13 protein-coding genes and 1 tRNA gene are annotated in these 18,229 nt (G+C 72.5%); 4 read left to right on the forward strand and 10 right to left on the reverse strand.

All coding sequences use genetic code 11. From position 1 onward, the window contains the following. Positions 1–135 precede the first annotated feature (135 nt). Positions 136–208: transfer RNA gene (locus DPA01S_RS10220), tRNA-Arg, on the forward strand. 148 nt (positions 209–356) lie between these two features. On the opposite strand, the gene DPA01S_RS10225 is transcribed toward DPA01S_RS10220, so the two are convergent. The 5 genes from DPA01S_RS10225 to DPA01S_RS10245 all read right to left on the reverse strand — a co-directional run bounded on the left by DPA01S_RS10225 (position 357) and on the right by DPA01S_RS10245 (position 8,486). Further along, positions 357–836 (reverse strand): MarR family winged helix-turn-helix transcriptional regulator, encoded by a 480-nt coding sequence (locus DPA01S_RS10225; protein WP_063935426.1) that lies wholly within the window; start codon positions 834–836, stop codon positions 357–359. A 76-nt stretch (positions 837–912) separates the two neighbouring features. After that, positions 913–3,546 (reverse strand): AAA family ATPase, encoded by a 2,634-nt coding sequence (locus tag DPA01S_RS10230; RefSeq protein ID WP_061916042.1) that lies wholly within the window; start codon positions 3,544–3,546, stop codon positions 913–915. Next, entirely contained in the window at positions 3,543–4,730 is a 1,188-nt protein-coding gene (locus DPA01S_RS10235; protein WP_061227655.1) for a metallophosphoesterase family protein, read from the reverse strand. Before DPA01S_RS10235 ends, DPA01S_RS10230 begins: the two co-directional genes overlap by 4 nt. 49 nt (positions 4,731–4,779) lie before the next feature. Then, the gene (locus DPA01S_RS10240; RefSeq protein WP_061227654.1) at positions 4,780–5,532 is read right to left on the reverse strand and encodes a hypothetical protein; all 753 of its coding nucleotides are present in this window, start codon (positions 5,530–5,532) and stop codon (positions 4,780–4,782) included. Next, positions 5,529–8,486 carry a DEAD/DEAH box helicase gene (locus tag DPA01S_RS10245; RefSeq protein WP_061916050.1) on the reverse strand — a complete coding sequence of 986 codons (2,958 nt, stop codon included), beginning with the start codon at positions 8,484–8,486 and terminating at the stop codon, positions 5,529–5,531. Before DPA01S_RS10245 ends, DPA01S_RS10240 begins: the two co-directional genes overlap by 4 nt. A 243-nt stretch (positions 8,487–8,729) precedes the next feature. Here DPA01S_RS10245 and DPA01S_RS10250 point away from each other — a divergent pair, with 243 nt between their 5' ends. Next, positions 8,730–9,443 carry an HNH endonuclease family protein gene (locus DPA01S_RS10250; RefSeq protein ID WP_082767585.1) on the forward strand — a complete coding sequence of 238 codons (714 nt, stop codon included), beginning with the start codon at positions 8,730–8,732 and terminating at the stop codon, positions 9,441–9,443. 44 nt (positions 9,444–9,487) lie between these two features. Here DPA01S_RS10250 and DPA01S_RS10255 read toward each other — a convergent pair whose 3' ends face one another. Genes DPA01S_RS10255 through DPA01S_RS10275 form a run of 5 tightly spaced genes read right to left on the reverse strand, consistent with a single transcriptional unit; the run spans position 9,488 to position 15,892 of the window. Continuing rightward, positions 9,488–11,440: a DEAD/DEAH box helicase gene (locus DPA01S_RS10255; RefSeq protein WP_061227653.1), complete on the reverse strand. Its 1,953-nt coding sequence runs from the start codon at positions 11,438–11,440 to the stop codon at positions 9,488–9,490. A gap of 55 nt (positions 11,441–11,495) precedes the next feature. Further along, positions 11,496–12,737, reverse strand: a complete 1,242-nt coding sequence (locus DPA01S_RS10260) for an MFS transporter (RefSeq protein WP_082767584.1) — start codon at positions 12,735–12,737, stop codon at positions 11,496–11,498. Continuing rightward, complete coding sequence (locus DPA01S_RS10265; RefSeq protein WP_061227651.1) at positions 12,734–14,068, reverse strand: M20/M25/M40 family metallo-hydrolase; 1,335 nt, start codon at positions 14,066–14,068, stop codon at positions 12,734–12,736. The genes DPA01S_RS10260 and DPA01S_RS10265 overlap by 4 nt, the downstream gene beginning before the upstream one ends. Beyond that, on the reverse strand, positions 14,065–15,261 hold the full coding sequence (locus tag DPA01S_RS10270; RefSeq protein ID WP_174521504.1) for an alanine racemase: 1,197 nt from the start codon (positions 15,259–15,261) through the stop codon (positions 14,065–14,067). Before DPA01S_RS10270 ends, DPA01S_RS10265 begins: the two co-directional genes overlap by 4 nt. Next, positions 15,254–15,892: a TetR/AcrR family transcriptional regulator gene (locus tag DPA01S_RS10275; protein WP_061227650.1), complete on the reverse strand. Its 639-nt coding sequence runs from the start codon at positions 15,890–15,892 to the stop codon at positions 15,254–15,256. The genes DPA01S_RS10270 and DPA01S_RS10275 overlap by 8 nt, the downstream gene beginning before the upstream one ends. 143 nt (positions 15,893–16,035) lie before the next feature. On the opposite strand from DPA01S_RS10275, the gene DPA01S_RS10280 reads away from it, so the two are divergent. Further along, the gene (locus DPA01S_RS10280; RefSeq protein ID WP_061227649.1) at positions 16,036–17,370 is read left to right on the forward strand and encodes a D-arabinono-1,4-lactone oxidase; all 1,335 of its coding nucleotides are present in this window, start codon (positions 16,036–16,038) and stop codon (positions 17,368–17,370) included. A gap of 86 nt (positions 17,371–17,456) precedes the next feature. Beyond that, entirely contained in the window at positions 17,457–18,137 is a 681-nt protein-coding gene (locus DPA01S_RS10285; RefSeq protein WP_061916045.1) for a YbdD/YjiX family protein, read from the forward strand. Positions 18,138–18,229 lie beyond the last annotated feature (92 nt).

Below are 18,229 nucleotides of genomic sequence, written 5' to 3' on the forward strand. Positions count from 1 at the left end.
CACGCCGGTCGCCCGGCCGGAGGACACCCGATGCGGTGTCCGCCCGGGCCCGGTGCTACGATCAGTCTCGCTGTTCGACCGGATCCGCCACGCGGGTCCACGAGACAGCCTCCGGCCCATGCGGGTCGGTATCCCGCCCTCGTAGCTCAGGGGATAGAGCGTTGGTTTCCGGTACCAAAGGTCAGGGGTTCGATTCCCTTCGGGGGCACGACGGAAAGCCCTCTCCCGCCTGCACAGACGCAGGACAGGGAGAGGGCTTGTCACTTATCCGGGGCGGGCGCCGGGAGCAACGCGGCAATCGCCGGGCCGGTGGGCGGCGCACCTGATGAGCGCCCTGCCGCGGCGTCACCGTGGCGTCACCGCGGCAAGGTGATGCCGTCTACCTTCCCGACGCGCTGCACGACCCTTTCGAAGATGTCGGTGAGGATTCCGACCTCGTCGGGCGTGAGCTCGTCGATGAACAACTCGCGGACCTTCTCCACGTGCTTGGGGGCCACGGCGGCGATCGCCTGGGCGCCGGCCTCGGTCAGGGTGACGACGGTGCCGCGACCGTCCTCGGGGCACTCGCCCTTGGAGACCAGGCCGCGCCCCTCCATCCGACGGACCTGGTGGGAGACCCGGCTGCGGTCCCAGCCCAGCGCTGCGCCGAGTTCACGAGCACGCAAACCCTGCTCGCTGCCCTCGCTGAGGCTCACGAGTACCGAGTAGTCGGACTGGGACATCGAGGCGTCACGCTGGAGTTGCCGTTCCATCGCGAGCTCGAGCAGTTGATTGGCGTCGCGGTACCGCCGCCACATGCGCTGCTCATCGTCGCTCAACCAGCGTGTTTGACTCATGTGACTATTACAGCACGACGTTCCTTCGCCGAGTGTCCAGGCTCTACCCCGCCACCCGCACTCGATCAGTCCGCGTTCACCCGTTGGACGCACCCGATCGCTGCATCACGTGCGTCCGGGCCCCACCGATGCCGGCGAAGCGCGCCCGGTCGCACGTGAGCACGATCACCTGTGAGGTCGCCGCGGCCGCGGCGATGACCGCTCCCATGGTGAGCCTGCGTGTCGGGTCGGTGTAACCCATGGTGTCGTCGAGGAACACCGGGACGCCGTCGTCCCCGACAAGACGCGCACACGCGATCCGGACGATCACCGCCAACTGCTCCCGCGCTCCACCGGACAGTGACTCGTAATCCACTGTGACATCTCCGATCCGCCGGGACAGGATCGTCAGGTCCTCACCGAGCCGGACGTCGAAGTCCCGCCCGTAGACGAGCGACCCCAGTTCGACGACCGCACGGTGGAACGGCTCCTGATAGGCGAGCAACGCCTCGGAGCGCCGGGCGACGAGCGTTCGGTGGAGTAGGTCCGCCGCGCGGGCCCGACGCCAGAGGGCGGCGTTCTCCCGCTCCGCCGCGTTCAGCTCGCGCTCCGCAGTGGCGACCGCCTCGAGCCGTCCCTGGTCGCCGATCGCGTTGACCCGACCGAGCGCCGTGGCCACCGCCGCGGCGGAGTCGCGTTCCTCCGCCGCGAGTGTGGCGAGTGAGGCCCGCGCGTTCTCGAGCAGGTCCGGCGGTGCATCGGCGAGCGCGTCCTCGAGCGCGGCCCTGGCCTGCTGCGCCTTATCCCGCGCCGACTGTGCGTGCTCGCGTGTCTCCGCCTCAGCCTCCTCCAGGTCCCGGTCGGAGACCGCCTCCCTCGCGGCGCTGAGCGCGTCTCTGCACTCGCCGAGCCGTCCGGCGGCCTCGGCGGCCAACGCCGCCTTGGTCGCGTGCTCGGTCCTGAGGGTCGCGGCCTCGACATCCGCGGCGCGGTCGTCGGCCCGGCATCGTGCGAGCGCCTGTTCCGCGTTCGCGGTCTCCTCCGCCGGGTCCCCGGCCCCGTCGGCGTCGGGTGCCGCCGGCCCGCCTTCCTCCTCGGCCGCCGGTTCCGGCGCGTCTGCCAGCAGGGCCCGCAGGTCGGCGCGCCGGTCCTCGAGATCCTGCGGGGTGTCGGCGCCGAGCAGGTCCGCCCGCCGACGCCTCAACGCGGCGACCTCGGCCCGGAGGCCCTCGGCGCGTCGTGCACGCAGATCCGCCTCCTCGACGGAGTCGACGCCGAGGTCGGCGAGGAGCCGGTCACGTTCGGCGCGGGCGGCGTTCTCCTCCCGCCTGACCGCCTCCGTGTCGCCCGCGGGGACGACCGTGAGGGAGACCGTGCCCACCTCGAAGACCGTCTCCTCGACGATGTCGCGGGTCCACCCCGTCCCCGCATCGAGGCTCTCCCCCGCCACGCGGACGTCGCCCTCACCGGCGATCTCCACCCTGGGCGCGCTGGCCGCACTCCGGGCGACGGCCTGCCGGAGCGCGTCCTCGGCACGGCGACAGGCTTCGACGGCGCCGTCGGGAACCGCGATCGCGGCCAGGTCGGCCTCCTTGCCCCGCAACTCCTCGCCGAGCGTCTCCAGCGTCCGCAGCAGGCGCTCGATCCCCTCCAGATCAGCACGCCTCCGCGCCCGTTCCTCCTCCGCCCGGACGGCGTCGAGTCGAGCCCGGGCACGGGACACGCGTTCCTCGGCTGCCTCCAGTTCGGCGCGGGCGCGGTCGGCCCGGGCCTGCGCCGGCGCCATCCGCTCTGCGGCCACTGCCGTGGCCGCAGACAGGTCGTCGTGCCGGCGTTGCTCGTCCTCGGCCCTCGCGATGAGTGCCCGCCGCTCCCGCAGCGCGCCGGACGCGGCGTCGTGCGCGGCCACGGCGCGGTCGAGTTCGGCGTCGGCGGCCGCACGGGCACGGCGCAGCTCGTCCACCACGCGGCCGGCGGCCTCCAGCCTGTCGACCTCCGCGCGCAGCGTGGTCAGCGACTCCTGCCGCGCCCGGTGGACGGACGCCTGAGCCTCGTGATCGGTTACCGCGGCGTCGAGCTCGGCGTGGCGTGCCCGCGCCTCGGACAGGGCGGCGCGGGCCTCGGCGAGCCGCGTCTCCGAACGCGCGAGCTCGCCGGTCGGCTCGCCGCGGCGGGCCGTCAGGTAGCGGTTGCGCTCCTCCGCGACGCGGTCCATCAGCGAGTCGTCACCCGTGGGGTCCTCTCCGCCCGCGGCGGCGTCCAGGGCGCGGCGCAGAGAGCCCATCCCCTTGGCCGCGTCCACCTGACCCAGTGGTTCGTCCTGCGCGATCCGCAGAGCCTTCCACAGCGACCGGTCCACCTGGCGGTCCAGCAGGTCGCGGACGTGGTCGTGGGCGTCGTCACCGCTCAGCGCCGGGCGCGTGGAACCCGCGAACTCGAGTGACGTCCGCTTTCCGCGGACGAACTCCTTGCGGTACCGCATCCGCTGCCCGTCGACCGTGAACTCGGCCTCCACCACCACCGGCACGTCCCTGCCCACGGGGCTCGCGGCCTTGATCTCCGCGCGGCCGGACGACGCTTTGTGCTCGAGGAGCATCTCCAGGGCGTCCATGAGGCTGGTCTTGCCCGATTCGTTCGGCCCCTCGATCACCAGGACGCCGCGCGGTTCCAGTTCGACCTCCTCGCGGACCACCCCTCGGAAGTCCTCGAGCATGAGTCGGTGCAGGATCATCGCGTTCCTCCGTCCACGAGTCGGTACAGCAGACTGAGGGCGTGGCCCGCGTCCTCGGCCTCGGCCCCGCCGGACCCGGCCATTGCGACGAGATCCGCGACCGCGCGGCCCGCGTACCCGTCGACCAGGTCCGTGAAGTCCGTGTCCTCGGCCCGGACGACCAGATGGGTCCGGGACTGTCTCAGATAGGCGGCGGCGAACAGCGCGTCCCACGTCTCCAGCAGGTCGTCGATCCGCGCCCGGAGAGCGACCCCGACCGTGCCCGTGAGTCCGAGTTTGAGCACCGTCCGCGGCTTGTCGTCCATCGCCTCGATCCGCTCCGCCAGGGCGTCGAGATCGGCGTCCGTGTCGATCCGGGCGTCGACCGCGTGGAACGACCATCGTCCCGTCCGCAGCGGCGTGACCGTGCAGGCGCCCCGCTGCGACGAGGTCGCGGCCCGGGAGAGTTCGACGAGCAGGGCGTGGCCCGAGTCGGTCTCCACATCGTCGAAGTCGGTGGTCTCGGGGCTGCCCGAGAACCAGATCCGTTCACCGGAGCCCACCCTGGTCACCGAATGCCGGTCGCCGAGCGCGACGTAGTCCAGCCGACCCGACCCGATGGCCTCCTCCAGGGAGGCGACCGCGATCGCCTCCACCGACGGCGAGTGACCTCCGTAGATCTCGTCCGTCCCCCCGTGGGCGACCAGGACACGCAGACCGTCCGTCGGCTCCAGGGAGTCCAGCAACGCCGGCAGTCGGGAGGGATCCGGCCGCTTGGACGTCCACGGGACGCCCACGACCTCGACGCCGGGCACGACCTCGACCGGTCCGGTGCCGTCGAGCACGACGACGCCGCCGCCCTCGACCGCCGGCGCGAAGTCCCTGCACCGGAACACCGACGACACGTCCAGCGGATCGTGGTTGCCGGGAAGCACCAGCACCGGCACCGGGAACGCCGCCAAGGCCTCGACCGCGCGCAGGACGACCGAGCGCGGCACCGCGTTGTCCTCGAAGGCGTCGCCGGCCACCACGATGAACTGCGCCCCGTGTTCGGCCGCAAGCGTGCCGAGCGCCTCCACGGCGGCCAGCCGGTCGGCGGTGTAGACGGCCTGCGACTCGTCTCCGAGGAATCGCCGCGTCATGCCGAGCTGCCAGTCGGCGGAATGCAGGAATCGGATCGTCTCGCCGTCCCGTGGGGTGGTCATGGCCGCATCGTAGGACGCCGGTCCGACACGACGGCCGACGCGGGCCCGCTCACCGCGGTCGGTCCCTGCCGAACGCGTCGAGGAAGTCCTCCAGATCGGCCACGACCCGCAGCTGCTCGAGGGGGTCGTTGGTCGTCGCGGCGGCCAGTCTGCGGGTCACGGGCGCGTCCAGGAGGTCCTCGAGTCCGGCCGGCTCCGGGGACGGCACCGTCGGCAGGACCGGCTCGGTCCCCCACAGCGCCTCCTCGACGTCGACGGACACCTCGTCGTCGTCACCTCCCCTCAGAACGGCGCCGAGGTGCTCGGCGCTCAGGCCCCGCAGCGCGAACATGACGTCCGGCCTGGCGTCCCACCACTCGACCATGATGTACGCGGCCGCCAATACGTGCAGGCACGGCCCGGGCTGGACGGGGCACCGGCAGGAGTAGGCGGTGTCGCCGTGGACCGCCGGGAGGAGGAGGAACCCGACGGTGTCGGAGAAGTTCCCCGCGAGCGCTCCGAGCACACCGCCCTCCTCGCGTCTCAGGGCGGTGCGGAGCGCGTCCGAGTCCGCGGAGTCGAGGGGGGCGAAGGTGAACTCGACGGTGAACGGCTCGGGTCGGCTGCCGTCGACGTCGCAGCGCACGGACCGGCCCGCGTGCTCCAGCGAGAGCACCCTGTCGGCGCGCGCGGCCTTCCGCGCGAGGTACGCCTCGCCGCGGGTGACCCCGGATTCGAGGTCGCTCGTCCACCGCCGGCTCCACATGTGCCCGCCGAACGCGCCCGCGCGCGCCCTCGCGCGGATGCCCTTGCCGCCGTTCATTCCTCGTCCCGCCCCTCGTCGGTGAGCTCCACCAGCGCGGCGAGATCGGCGTCGGCGAGCTCGGTCAGCGCGCCCGCGAGCGGGCCCAACGTCAGCTCGGCGAGGTCCCGCTTGGCCTCGAGCAGTTCGTCGATGCGGTCCTCGACCGTCCCGGGCGCGACGAGAGTGCGGACCTGGACCCGCCGCGTCTGACCGATCCGGTGCACACGGTCGGTCGCCTGGTTCTCCACCGCCGGGTTCCACCACCGGTCCAGGTGCACGACGTGATTGGCCTCCGTCAGCGTCAGACCCGTCCCGCCCGCGCGCAGCGACGCCAGCATCACCGGCGGTCCCTGCGCGCTCTGGAACTCCTCGACCATCTGCGCCCGACCGGCCGCCGTGACGCCACCGTGGAGGAACGGCACCGAGCTGGCCGCCCGTCGCTCGAGCAGGGGCAGGATGAGGTCCCCGAACGCGCGGTACTGCGTGAACAGGAGGACCTTCTCGCCCGCGTCCAGGATCTCCGTGAGGACCTCATCGAGGGCGGCGAGCTTTCCTGAGCGATGGCGGCCGCCGCGCAGGAGCGCGGACCCGTCCCCGAGGTAGTGGGCGGGGTGGTTGCACACCTGCTTGAGCGCGGTGAGCCCGGCGAGGATCGCGCCTTTGCGCGCGGTCCCCTCCGACTCCTTGACCTGCTCCATCATGTCCTCGACGACCGCCTGGTACAGGGTCGCCTGCTCGCGGGTCAGTGGCGCGTCGACCCGGATGTGCAGCTTGTCCGGCAGGTCGGCGACCACCCTGGGATCCGATTTGAGGCGACGCAGCACGAACGGCGCGGCCAGGGCCCGCAGCCGCGAGGCCGCGGCCTCGTCGCGGTGCGATTCGATGGGCACCGCGAAACGCGCGCGGAACGTGCTCGCCGACCCGAGCAGACCCGGGTTGGCGAAGTCGAGTACCGCCCGCAGCTCGTCCAGCCGGTTCTCGACCGGCGTGCCCGTAAGGGCGATACGGTGCTCCGCCGGGATCGAGACGATCGCGCGGGCGACCGAGGTGGAGGGGTTCTTGATGGTCTGGGCCTCGTCGGCGACGAGTCGGCGCCACGGCACCGCGGCGAGGAGCTCGGCGTCACGCGAAGCGGTGCCATACGACGTGAGGACGAGGTCGGCGGCACCGAGCCGCCCGGCCGCGTCGTCGCCCCGCTCACGTGAGGGGCCGTGGTGGACGCGCACCGTCAGCTCCGGGGCGAAGGTCGCTGCCTCGCGCGCCCAGGTGGCGACCAGGGTGAGAGGCGCCACCACGAGGGTGGGGCCGAGCACGCCCCGGGCGTGCTCGGAGGCGGTGAGAGCGAGAACCTGCATGGTCTTGCCGAGCCCCATGTCGTCGGCCAGGACGGCGCCGACACCCGCGCGGGCGAGCGACGTCAGCCAGCGCACGCCCTCGAGCTGGTAGGGACGGAGGGTGGCGACGAACCACGCCGGGAGGTCGACGGGCATCGACGACGACGAGGGGATCCAGTCGAGGGTCGTGGGCGCCTCGATCTCGACGCCCTCCGCCTCCTCGGACATCATCGCGGCGGCGAGAGCCGGTGCGGTGACCCGCCCGCCACGCCTGGCCGCGAGGAAGCGGGCCGCGCGCCGGAGCGCCCCCGGATCCGCACGGACCCACTGACCGCGGAGCTTGACGAGGTCCGAGGCAGCGTCCAGGAGCATCCGGACCTCGGTGGCGTCGAGGGGGACGTCGTCGACCACCATCTCCCAGTTGACGTCCGCCAGCTGGTCCAGCCCCAGGCGGCGACCGGAGTCGACGTTCTCCGTGCCGGGTTCCGCGACGGTGACGCGCACGGCGGTCCGCACCCTGGTCCACGCCCGTGGCAGGAGCACCTCGACGCCCCGCCCGCGCAGCGCCTCGACCCCCTCGTCGACGAGCTGCACCACCAGCTCGGTGGGGAGGAGGAGGTCCTGGCCGTCGAGCGCCGGTACGGCGCGTCCCAGTGGCGGCCAGCAGCGCACCGCGCGGTCGACGACATCGCGGACGGCGTCGCCGACCGCGGTCGTGTCCGGCAGGTCGGAGAACGGGCGCAAGGTGTCCGTGCCCGTGCGCACCAAGACCTCCAGCCGCCACAGAACCTCCGCGTCGACGGCACCACCGGTCCTCTCGTCCCCGTGGACGCCCGCCCCGGGCTCGGCGCCCCGCCCGGCATCACCGACTCCGTCCCGGTCGGCATCACCGACGCCGTCACCGTCGACGTCCGCCTCCCCGGACGGCTCCACCACGCGGAAGACCACCTCGACGTCTCTCGCCGCCGCCGCGCGTCCGAACTCCCCGATCGCCTCGGCCAGCGCGTGGCCACCCGAGGTCACCTCTCCACCGACGATCAGGGCCGAGCCCAGCACGCTGCGCCGGTCGGCGGCCAGCGGCGCGAGGGCCATCCGGGCGTGCTGATCCGCCAGCGCCGCGAGCAGCCGGTCGAGATCCTCGCGGTCCGACACCAGACCGTGGCACCGGCTCAGACTCTCCGCGGCCCACGCCGACACGACGGGCGAGGCCGCGAGCGCCCACGAGGCGTTCCACGCGCCGTCCGACCGCGACATCGTCGGAACGACGTGGCCGGCGCGGACGAAGGCCGCCACACCGGCGGAGAGCGCCGCGAGCGCCCGTAGCCCCGGGCCGACCCAGTGTTCGGCGACGTCCGTCATCCCGCACAGGTCCACCGCCGTGGCCACCGAGACGCGGATCCCCGGGACGGTCGCCGGACGGACCCGACCCTCGAGGGGCACCCGCACCGCGATCCGGTGGGTGAGCGAGAACCCGCCGAGCAACTCCACTACGTCCCGCGGGGCCCCGGCCCTCCCGACCGCGGTCACCGACGACGCGGGGGCAATCGAACCGGGCCGGCGCAGGCCCGTCTCGCACCACAGGCCGATGACCCCTGACTGCCACACGGCGTGGAGGCGGGGGGCTGGCGTCGGGGTCACGCCCACATGTAAGCACGCCGGTCCGACACGGCTCCGGGCGCACGCCCCCGAGACGACGCGCGGGTGCTCCACAGGGCCGTCCCTCTCCACAGGCCGACCGCCGCAACCTCGTGCGCGGGCGGCGGGCCCCGGGGTCGGTGTCAGGATCGGTCCGTGATCCGGAGAGTGCGGCAGTGGTCGTCGGCGCGGGCGGCGGCGGGCCCGTGGCCGCCGCGGCGACGGCGCACCACGGCACGCGCGAGGGTGGTCCCGCCCCTCGCACCGCGGGCACTGGCGCTCGCGTCGGCGGTCGTCGTGGCGGCGATCGTCGTCGCCCGCCTCGGCCAGCCGCCCGACTCGGCGCCCGGTAGCCCGCCGAGGCAGTCGGTCCTGGCTCTGCTCGAGACGGTGCGCGTGGTGGACGCCCGCGAGCCGGTGCCCGGATACGACCGCGAGTGCAGCGGTGCATCCGCCTGCGTGTTCGGGCCCGCCTGGAGTGACACGACCGAGGCGCCAGGGTCGGGCAACGGGTGCTCGACCCGCCACGACGTCCTGGCGCGTGACCTGCGCGGGGGGACCCCGGTACCCGGCTCGCCATGCGAGCGGGCCGGTGGCGTCCTCGTCGACCCGTACACCGGGAGGACCGTCGACGTGGGCGTCACCGGGCTCCGCGGGATCCACATCGACCACGTGTACCCACTGTCGGCGGCGTGGGACCTCGGCGCGTCGGCCTGGCCCTCGAGCCAGCGTGCCGCCTTCGCCAACGATGTCGACCACAATCTGCTGGCCGTCACCGCCGCGGTCAACACCGGGAAGAGCGATTCCACCCCGGCCGACTGGCTCCCGCCGGACCCGGCCCGTCACTGCTTCTACGCGTCCCGGTACCTCACGGCGGCGACGGTCTACGGGCTACCCGTGACGAAGGCAGATCACGCGGCGCTCGCCGACGCCGCCCGCCGGTGTCCGGCCGGGCGGTGAGGCGGCAGGCCGGTGTCGACACGGACTCCCCGCGGGAATCCGTGTCAGTAGCGGTCCTGCCCGCCCCCGGAACGCCCGCGGAACCCTCCGCCGCCGCGACGGTCGTCGTCCCCTCGGCGGAAACCACGCCGGTCGTCGCGCCGGTGGCCGCCCCCGCGCGGCTTCCCGCCGCGGTCGTCCCGGAACGAGGAGGGCCGCCCCGCCGGCGCACCGCTGTCGGGGCGGATGTCGATCTCAGCGCCGCCGACGCGGATGCCCTTCATGGACTCGAGCTGATCCGAGGGAAGGCCGGCGGGCAGTTCCACGATCGAGTGATCGAAGCGGATCGAGATACGCCCGATGTCGCCCCCGCTGAGGCCGGCCTCGTTGGCCAACGCACCCATGATGGAACCGGGCTTGACGTTGTTCCGCTTGCCCACCGCGATCCGGTACTGGGCCATGTCCCTGCCCGAGCGCGACGGCCGCGGCCCGTCGGAGAAGTTCCGCGCGGGACGGTCGCGACGGTCGCCCCCGCGGTCGTCCTGCCGCTCACGCCGCTGGGGACGCTCGGGCTCACGCATGAGGAACTCGTCCGAGTTGCGGGACTGGGTGGCCAGTGCGGCCGCGATGTCGGCCATCGAGACCGAGTGCTCGGACGCGTACTCCTCCACGAGCCGGCGGAACAGCGCGATGTTGGGGTCGTCGAGGCTCTCGGTGATCGACTGCGCGAACTTGGCCATCCGCATCTCGTTGACGTCGTCGACGCTGGGCAGCTGGATCTCCGTGAGCGGCTGCCGGGTCGCGCGCTCGATCTGGGACAGCAGTCGACGCTCGCGGGGGGTGACGAACAGCAGTGCGTGCCCGCTCCGGCCGGCGCGACCCGTGCGGCCGATGCGGTGGATGTACGACTCGGTGTCGTGCGGGATGTCGTAGTTGACGACGTGGCTGATACGCGGCACGTCGAGGCCGCGGGCGGCGACGTCGGTCGCGACGAGGATGTCGGTACGCCCGTCCTTGAGCGCCTCGATGGTGCGCTCGCGGAGATTCTGGGGGATGTCGCCGTTGATCGGGGCGGCGGAGAAGCCACGTGCGCGCAGCCGCTCGGCGAGTTCCTCCGTCGCCGACTTGGTCCGGACGAACATGATCATCGCGTCGAAGTCCTCGACCTCGAGGATGCGGGTCAGGGCGTCGAGCTTGTCACGGTGGTTGACCAGGACGTAGCGCTGCTGGATGGTCGGCGCCGTCGACGTCTTCGAGGCGACCTTCACCTCGGTGGGATCGGTGAGGTACTTCTGCGAGATGCGTCGGATCGCGGACGGCATCGTGGCCGAGAACAGCGCGACCTGGGTGCTCTCCGGAGTGTCCGAGAGGATTCGCTCGACGTCCTCCTGGAAGCCCATCGCGAGCATTTCGTCCGCCTCGTCGAGGACGAGGTGCCGCAGGCCGGAAAGATCAAGCGTGCCCTTCTTGAGATGGTCGATGACCCGCCCGGGGGTGCCGACGATGATCTGCGCGCCCCGCCGGAGACCCGAGAGCTGGATACCGTAGGCCTGACCGCCGTAGATGGGCAGGACGTTCACCTGGGGCATGCCCGCGGAATAGGTGACGCACGCCTCGGCGACCTGGAGCGCGAGCTCGCGGGTCGGCGCCAGGATGAGGGCCTGGGGGCTCTTCACCGACGGGTCGATCAGCGAGAGGATGGGCAGCGCGAACGCGGCCGTCTTGCCGGTACCGGTCTGGGCGAGCCCGACGACGTCCCGTCCCTCGAGGACGAGCGGGATGGTGGCCGCCTGGATGGCGGACGGCACCTCGTAGCCGACGTCCCGGACCGCCTTCGCGACGGCGGGCGCGAGCCCCATGTCCGCGAAGGTGACCGCGGCGTCCTCGGCGGGAGCCTCGTCGTGGGGGGCGTCGTCGCGGGCTCCGGCGGGCGCGGCTACGGGCGTTTCGGGAGTGCTGGCGTCGGTGTCGACCTCGTCGCCGGCGGTGGCGGTACGGTCCTCGTCGTTGTTGTCCATGAGGCCTTACATGCTACGGCCTGCGAGGTCCGTTGAGCGACACGGCTTGCGCAGGTCACTCCCCCGCGGCCACCCTGTCGGCCGTCTGCCGGGGCTCCCTGGCCACGGCCCACGGCACCACCGCCGCCAGGAGGAGGACGCCGGAGACCGCGAAACCCGTCGCGTAGCCCAGCCGGTCCACCACCAGGCCCACGACCACGGGGCCGAGGATCGCCCCGGAGTCACTCGCCATCTGGAACGTGGCCAATACCTTGCCGCCGGCGCGGTCCGCGCCGATGACGTCCGCAACGGCCGCCTGCTGTGCCGGGTTGAGGATCCCCGCGCCCATGCCCGCCACCACCGACGCCGCGACGAGGAGAGGAACCGTGTCGCACCATCCCAGGGCGATGGTCGTGACGCCGGAGACGACGAGACCGGTGATCACCATCGGCCGCCTCCCGAACCGGTCCGACAGTCTGCCCGCCACCGAGACCACGGAGGCCGTGCCCACGGCGAAGGACGCCAACGCCGTGCCCGCGATGCCGGCACCGGCGTCGAAATTGGCCGCGGCGAACAACGGGATGATGGCGACACGGACGCCGAACGAGGTCCAGCCGTTGACGAAACTGGAGATCAGCGCGGCACGGTAGCCGCTGTGACGCAACGCCTCGCCGACGAGCAACGACTCCTGTTCGGGGGAGTCGTCATCGGGTGAGCGTCGACGGCCGCCGCGTAGGAACACGGCCACCACGCCGGTCGCCGCGAGCAGGGTCCCGGCATAGACGAAGAACGGGACGCGCATCCCGAACTCCGCCAGCAGTCCGCCCAGCACGGGCCCGCCGATGTTGCCGATGAGGAACGCGGTCGCGTACAGCCCGGCGATCCGTCCCCGCTCGCCCGGCGGTGAGAGCCTGGTCAACAGCGCCATCGCGGAGATGGTGAACATCGTGGACCCGAGACCGCCGAGGCCGCGGAAGACCAGCAGCTGCCAGTAGGACTGCGCCAGGCCGGTCGCCAGGGTGGAGACCGCGACGATGAGCAGGCCGGTCATGTAGACCCAGCGCTCCCCCATCCTGTCCACGAGGAACCCACCGGCGGGCGCGAACACCAGGCGGAAGAAGGCGAAGGCACTGACCACGACCGAGGCGGCCGCGACCGACACGTCGAAGTCGCGGGCGAACTGCGGCAGCACCGGCGCCACGAGTCCGTACCCGATCGCGACCGCGAACGCGGCCACGACGAGGACCCAGATGTCCGCGGGCAGGCGGGGTCGCGGCGAGGACCGCGCGGCGTCGCGGTCCTGCGTCGTGCCCCTCACGCCGATCGGAGGACGCGCGCGAGCACGTCAGCACCGAAGTGCAGCGCGTCGACGGGCACCCGTTCGTCGACGGCGTGGAAGTGCCCGAACACGTCGAACTCGTCGGGCACACGCAGCGGGACGAAGCCGTATCCGTCGATCCCCAGCTCGGAGAGATGCTTGTTGTCGGTGCTGGCGGGCAGGAGATAGGGCACCACCAGGGAGTCCGGATCCGACTCTCGGACGGCCTCGCCGATCACGTCGACCAGGGGGGCGTCCGCCGGAGCCGCGATGGGCGGCTGCCAGATCCACTCGACCGACACGTCGGGCCCGAGTTCCCGCTCCACCTCCGCGCGGAACGTCTCCTCGCCGCCGGGCAGGACACGGCAGTCGATCTCGGCGTGCGCCTCGGTCGGGATGACGTTGGTCTTGTACCCGGCGGACAGGACGGTCGGCGACGCGGTGTGCGACAAGGAGGCGGCGACGAGCGGGCCGAAGTGGCCGAGGACCTCGAGGCGGTCCGGCAGCTCCGCGACGTCCCCGCTGCCGCCGGCGATTCGGCCGACCGCCGCGGCCAGCGCGGTGTTGGCCTCGGTGGGTTCCACCGGGAAGTCGATGCCGGCGACGCGGTGGACCGCACCGGCGATGGCCGCGACGGCGTTGTCGGGCGTGGGGCGCGACGCGTGTGCGGCAGCACCGTGCGCGGTCACCTTCGCCCAGGCCACGCCTTTCTCGGCGATCGCGATGGGGTACAGACGACGTCCCGCCACGGGCACCGACCATCCGCCGACCTCGCTGAGCGCCTGGGTCATGCCGTCGAAGAGCTCGGGGCGTTCGCGGACGATCCACTTGGCGCCCATGATGCCGGCCGCCTCCTCGTCGGCGAAGAAGGCGAGTAGAAGGGAGCGACGGGGGACGATCCCCTCGCGGCGGTAGTGGCGCACCACGGCCAGGATCATGCCGATCATGTTCTTCATGTCGACGGTCCCGCGGCCGTAGAGCCACCCGTCCCGGATCTCCCCCGCGAAAGGCGGGACGGACCAGTCCTCCGCGACCGCCGGCACCACGTCGACGTGACCGTGCACGACGAGACCACCTGCGTGCGGATCCTCACCCTCCATCCGCGCGAACAGGCTTCCCCTGCCCGGGACCGACTCCACGAGTTCGCTGTCGATGCCGACCTCGCGGAGGTACTCGGCGATCCGTAGACAGACACGGGTCTCGCCGTCGCCGATCGTCGCGGGATCACCGGTGTTGGTCGAGTCGATGGCGACGAGGTCGGCCGTGATCGAGACGGCCTCCGCGCGCATCCGCTCCCGGGCCTCGTCGGTCATCTCGTGGGCGTCGGTCATCCGAAACACTTCCCTTCACCACGGTAGGTGGGCCAGCGGTCCACGAGGGCGGGCCCGTCAGCAGTCTCGTCCACCACGTGCAGCGTGTCGAACCGCTCGCACAGCTCACCGGCCTTGGCGTGCCTCCACCAGGCACGCCCGCCGATGGCCACCTCCCCGCGCACGGGCGTCTGGACCTCTCCGGCGCCCTCCCGGCCGAGGTATCGCAACCCCGCCGGCGCGACGGGCACGGGCAGGCGATCGCCGCCCGGTACGCCCGAGGCGACGTAGCCCCCGTAGAGAAACGTGGTCAGTCCGGGCCCGGGCCTCCGCACGGCGGGCAGTGCGAACATCAGGGCCGGCCGTGGCGTGAAGGACCGGTAGGCGTCGAACAGCCCCGGCACGTAGAGGCCCGAACCGGCGGTGACCTCGGTGACGGCGGGAGCCGCAGCGCTCTCGGCGACCGACCCCGAGCCGCCGGAATTGACGATCTCCGGCCACTGACCGGTGATGTCCGCGATGACCTCGGCGACCGAACTGCGGACCCCGCGGAGCCGCCGCATCGACAGCCGCTTCACCACACCGACCCCGGGGACGTCGTCCGGCACCCCTGCGACCTGCGCCTCGTAGAACATCGAGCCGACCACACGGAACCCCTCGCCGGTGGCGTGACGCACCAGGGGTGCCACGTCCTCCGGGCCGCGGAGGGGGGATCGCCGGACCCCGAGGTGGACCGGACCCAACCGCAGCGACGAGTCGACGTCGATGCACACCCGCGCGTCGCCCGCCCCGGCCTCGCGGGCGATCTCCAGCTGCCGCGGGTGGTCGACCATGAGGGTCACGGCGTCGAGCGCCGCCGCATCCGCACCGAGGCGGCCCAGCGCCGCGCGGTCGACGGTGGGGTACCCCATGAGAACGTCGTCGCACCCCGAGTCGACGAGCCACAGCGCCTCGGAGAGCGAGTACGCCATGACGCCACGGACCGCCTCGTCCCCGAGCAGGTCCGACCCGAGTACCTCGCGGAGCACCCCACGCGACCGCACCGATTTACTGGCGACGCGGATCCTGGTGCCACCGGCCCGCCGGCGCAGATCCCGCAGGTTCGCCCGCAGGCTCGGCAGGTGCAGCGCGGCGAGCGGCGCGTCGATGTCGGCTGTCGCGGCGTCCAGGGCGCCGACGACTCCGAGCTCATGGGCCCGGGCCGGGCTACGCACCGTCGGCGGGCCGCGCGTCCCGCACCACGAGGTCGACCGCACGGTGCAGCAGGTCGTTGGCCTCGTCGTCGTCCCGGTAGATCTGCCACCGCAGGCTGATGCCGGTGATGATCGACAACACCACCCGCACCATGTCGTCCAGGCCCATGCCCCACCGCACGCCGGCCGACTCGGCGGTGCGCTCCAGGAGGGAGCGCACGATCGCCTCGTTCGACTCCTGCTGGTCCCGGGCCAGCCCCACCTCCGGCAAACCGTGCGTCCGCAACGAGTACGAGACGATCTCGTAGGTGAGCAACTGCCGATCCGGCGACGCGGAGATGACCGCCCAGATCAGGTCGATCGCCTCATACAGCCGGCGGCGGAGGCCCTCCGTCCCGCGGGCGCCCGAATCGAAGTCGACGCTCACGAAGGCCCTGGCGGCCTGGTGCACCTCGGAGTTCACAGCGCCGATCACCTCTCGGAGGAGTTCCTCCTTGTCGGTGTAGCAGTAGTGGACGACACCGAGGGAGACGCCGGCACGCTCGGCGACGCCTCGCACGGTCACCGCCCCGAGGCCGTCGTGCTCGGCGATCTCCAGCGCGGCCCGGAGGAGCTGCGCCCGGCGCTGATCGGCAGGTAGTCGTCTGGTCACCCGTCCATGGTACGACGGCGAGGAGGGAGTAGACACCGATAACAGGCCTCTGCTCCCCCGGCCGTCCGGGCCTCCGTCATCTATTCAGGTCGATTGTCCAGGACGGCTCCCGGTCCGGCCGCCCGCGGGTACTCTCTCCAGCCATGACGACCTCGGTGTCCCCCTGGCAGAACTGGGCTGGCAACGTGCTGGCGACCCCGTCGGATCGGCGGGCGCCCACGACAGTCGCCGAGGTGAGCGACGTGGTGACCGCGGCCGCGGAGCGTGGTGACCGGGTCAAGTGTGTGGGCGCCGGGCACTCCTTCACGCCGGCCGCGGCGACCGACGGGGTCCTGGTATCCCTTGACGACCTGACCGGCATCGAGTCGATCGTGCCGACCCGCGACGCGGCCGGCCGGGTCGACGGCGCCGACGTGACGGTCTGGGCCGGGACCCGCCTGCACCGGCTGGGCCCTCTGCTCTGGGAACTCGGGTTGGCGCAGCAGAACCTCGGGGACTTCGCGGAGCAGTCGCTCGCCGGCGCGGTGTCCACCGGGACCCACGGAACCGGGTGCGGAGCGCCCGGGCTGCCCGCCACCGTCGTCGGACTGCAGCTCGTCGCCGCCGACGGGTCCGTCCTCTCCTGCTCGCCGACCTCGCATCCGGAGGTCTTCGAGGCCGCGCGTCTCGGGATCGGAGCCCTGGGGGTCATCACCAAGATGACGATCCGGTGCGTGCCCGCCTTCGCCCTGCGGGCCGAGGAACGCCCGTGGACGCTCTCGGCGGCACTGCGGGACCTGGAGGGATTCGCCCGCTCCGCCGACCACGCCGAGTTCTTCTGGTTCCCGCACACCGACGCGATCACCGTCAAGCGCAACACCCGCTTACCCGGGGACACTGAGCTGAGCCCCGTGGGCCGTGTCCGCGAGCTGGTGAGCGACGAGTTCCTGGCCAACGAGGCGTTCGACGCGTTGTGCCGCGCCGCGACGCGCAGGCCCACCCTGACACCCCGGCTCAACCGCTTCGCCTCACGGGCGCTCACCGCCCGCGGGTTCACGGATCGCGGCTACCGCGTGTTCGCGTCGCCGCGGCGCGTGCGGTTCCGCGAGATGGAGTACGCGGTACCCCTCGGAGCGGCCTCCAGCGTGCTGCGCGATCTGCGAGACACGATCGATCGGTCCGGCGTCGTCACGCCGTTCCCCGTGGAGGTGCGGTTCGCCGCCGCCGACGACGTGTGGATGTCCACGGCGCACCACCGCGAGGTGTGCTACATCGCCGTCCACCAGTACCACCGGATGGACCACACCGAGTTGTTCCGGCTGGCCGAGTCAATCTTCCTCGCATCGGGCGGGAGACCGCACTGGGGCAAAATGCACACCCGGACCGCCGCGGACCTGTCGACGATGGTCGAGCGCTTCGACGACTTCGTCTCGGTGCGCGACCGACTCGACCCCGATCGGCTCTTCGGCAACGAGTACACCGAGCGTGTACTGCCCTAAGGCGCGCCCCGCCCCGGGTTGCGTACCGTGGTGGTCCGAGCGGCCCGAGCCGACCGCCCGCCACGACCCCCAGGAGTGAGTGACCAGTGCCCGACCGCGTCCCCGCCGAAGCCTCCGGTCCCGCAGCGGCGGTGGTGACGGCAGCCCTGCGCCGGGCTATCCGAGGTCAGGCCGGCGCCGCCCGCGCCTATGTCCGCCAGCTCCGTCGCGCGCACCCCGACGAGTCGCCCGCGCGGATCCGTGAACGTCTCGACAGCCGATTCCTCACCGCCGTCACCGCATCCGGAGCGGCCGTGGGCGCCGCCGCCGCCGTTCCCGGCATCGGCACGGTCGTCGCGTTCGGCGCGGTGGGAGCAGAATCTCTGGTGTTTCTGGAGGCGGCCGCCTTCTACACGATGGCGGTGGCGGAGGTGCACGGTATCGACGTCCGAGAGGGCGAGCACGAGGAACTCCTGGTCATGACCGTGATGCTCGGGGCGTCCGGCACGGCGATCCTCGCCAACGCGGTCGGGCCGTCCGGCGGCGCGGGTTCGCTGGCGAGCAGGTCGCTGCACGTGCCGGGCCTCAAGGAGATCAACCGCCGCATGCTGAGTCGTTTCGCCCGCAAGTTCGCCGTCAAGCGCGCCGGGCTGGCCGTGGGCAAACTCGCGCCCGCCGGGCTCGGGGCCGCGGTCGGTGGATGGGGAAACCGGCGACTCGGGAGGACGGTCGTGGAGACCGCCGACGCGACCTTCGGCGCGTCCCCGAAGGAGTGGCCCACCGTATGAACAGACGACCCGGCCCACCGTGTGAACCCACGGTGACGGGCGAGTGGCATCCCCCTGTCAGGTGAGATCGGAAAGCCCCGATCGGGCAGACG

Origin of the sequence: Dietzia papillomatosis NBRC 105045, from assembly GCF_001570845.1 — a bacterium.
Taxonomy (GTDB): domain Bacteria; phylum Actinomycetota; class Actinomycetes; order Mycobacteriales; family Mycobacteriaceae; genus Dietzia; species Dietzia cinnamea.

What these genes read in the sequence shown, in the direction of transcription:
- DPA01S_RS10225 (WP_063935426.1), bottom strand. Translation starts at nt 836, where the DNA reads ATGAGTCAAACACGCTGGTTGAGCGACGATGAGCAGCGCATGTGGCGG.
- DPA01S_RS10230 (WP_061916042.1), bottom strand. Translation starts at nt 3,546, where the DNA reads ATGATCCTGCACCGACTCATGCTCGAGGACTTCCGAGGGGTGGTCCGC.
- DPA01S_RS10235 (WP_061227655.1), bottom strand. Translation starts at nt 4,730, where the DNA reads ATGACCACCCCACGGGACGGCGAGACGATCCGATTCCTGCATTCCGCC.
- DPA01S_RS10240 (WP_061227654.1), bottom strand. Translation starts at nt 5,532, where the DNA reads ATGAACGGCGGCAAGGGCATCCGCGCGAGGGCGCGCGCGGGCGCGTTC.
- DPA01S_RS10255 (WP_061227653.1), bottom strand. Translation starts at nt 11,440, where the DNA reads ATGGACAACAACGACGAGGACCGTACCGCCACCGCCGGCGACGAGGTC.
- DPA01S_RS10265 (WP_061227651.1), bottom strand. Translation starts at nt 14,068, where the DNA reads ATGACCGACGCCCACGAGATGACCGACGAGGCCCGGGAGCGGATGCGC.
- DPA01S_RS10280 (WP_061227649.1), top strand. Translation starts at nt 16,036, where the DNA reads ATGACGACCTCGGTGTCCCCCTGGCAGAACTGGGCTGGCAACGTGCTG.